We start from the raw sequence: 667 nt of genomic DNA on the forward strand, positions 1-667 counted from the left end.
GAGCTTATTTGCTTTCGTCTTTACCGTCTTTCTTGTCTTTTTTCGGAGCCGGTTTTTTCGCCGCCAAACCTAAAGACTTCTGCCATTCGGCTGGATTTTTCACTAAATCCAAGGCTTTGCGGAGCTGGTCGTCTTTGGCAGGATTAGGAATACGACGGCTGGAGAGGTCTTCGTCTTTATCTTTGTCCTTGCCTTTTTTGGACTTGGCGTTTTCATCGGCTTTGGCAGCTTCGTTTGAATCAGGGGTGCTGATTTCGTTGCTGCTGTTGACGTCTTCACCGCCGAGCGGGTTGCCGATGTGTCCGGCGAGGTCGGCTTCGCGGCTTTCAAAGGCACGGTCTTTGTCTTTGACTTCAACATCGGGAACGATGCCTTGCGCCTGAATCGAGCGGTCATTCGGCGTGTAATACAGCGCGGTGGTCAGTTTGACTGCGCTGCCGTTAGACAGCGGAATCAGGGTTTGAACCGAGCCTTTGCCGAAACTTTGCGTACCGACAACGACGGCGCGTTTGTGGTCTTGCAGCGCGCCTGCGACGATTTCAGAAGCGGAAGCAGAGCCTGAGTTAATCAAGACGGTCATCGGGATGGTTTTCAACTCGGCAGGCAAATCAGCCAACGGGTCTTTGCCGCTCGTGCGAATGTAGTCTTCGGGACGGGCTTTCAAGAC

The 667-nt window shown here is 53.1% G+C and carries 1 protein-coding gene; it reads right to left on the minus strand.

The genetic code is table 11. From position 1 onward, the window contains the following. Positions 1-4: 4 nt before the first annotated feature. Positions 5-667: S41 family peptidase (locus ACTHUR_RS14770; RefSeq protein ID WP_440399347.1), on the minus strand; the 663-nt coding region annotated here is incomplete at its 5' end.

Source organism: Neisseria sp. P0021.S007 (assembly GCF_051956855.1).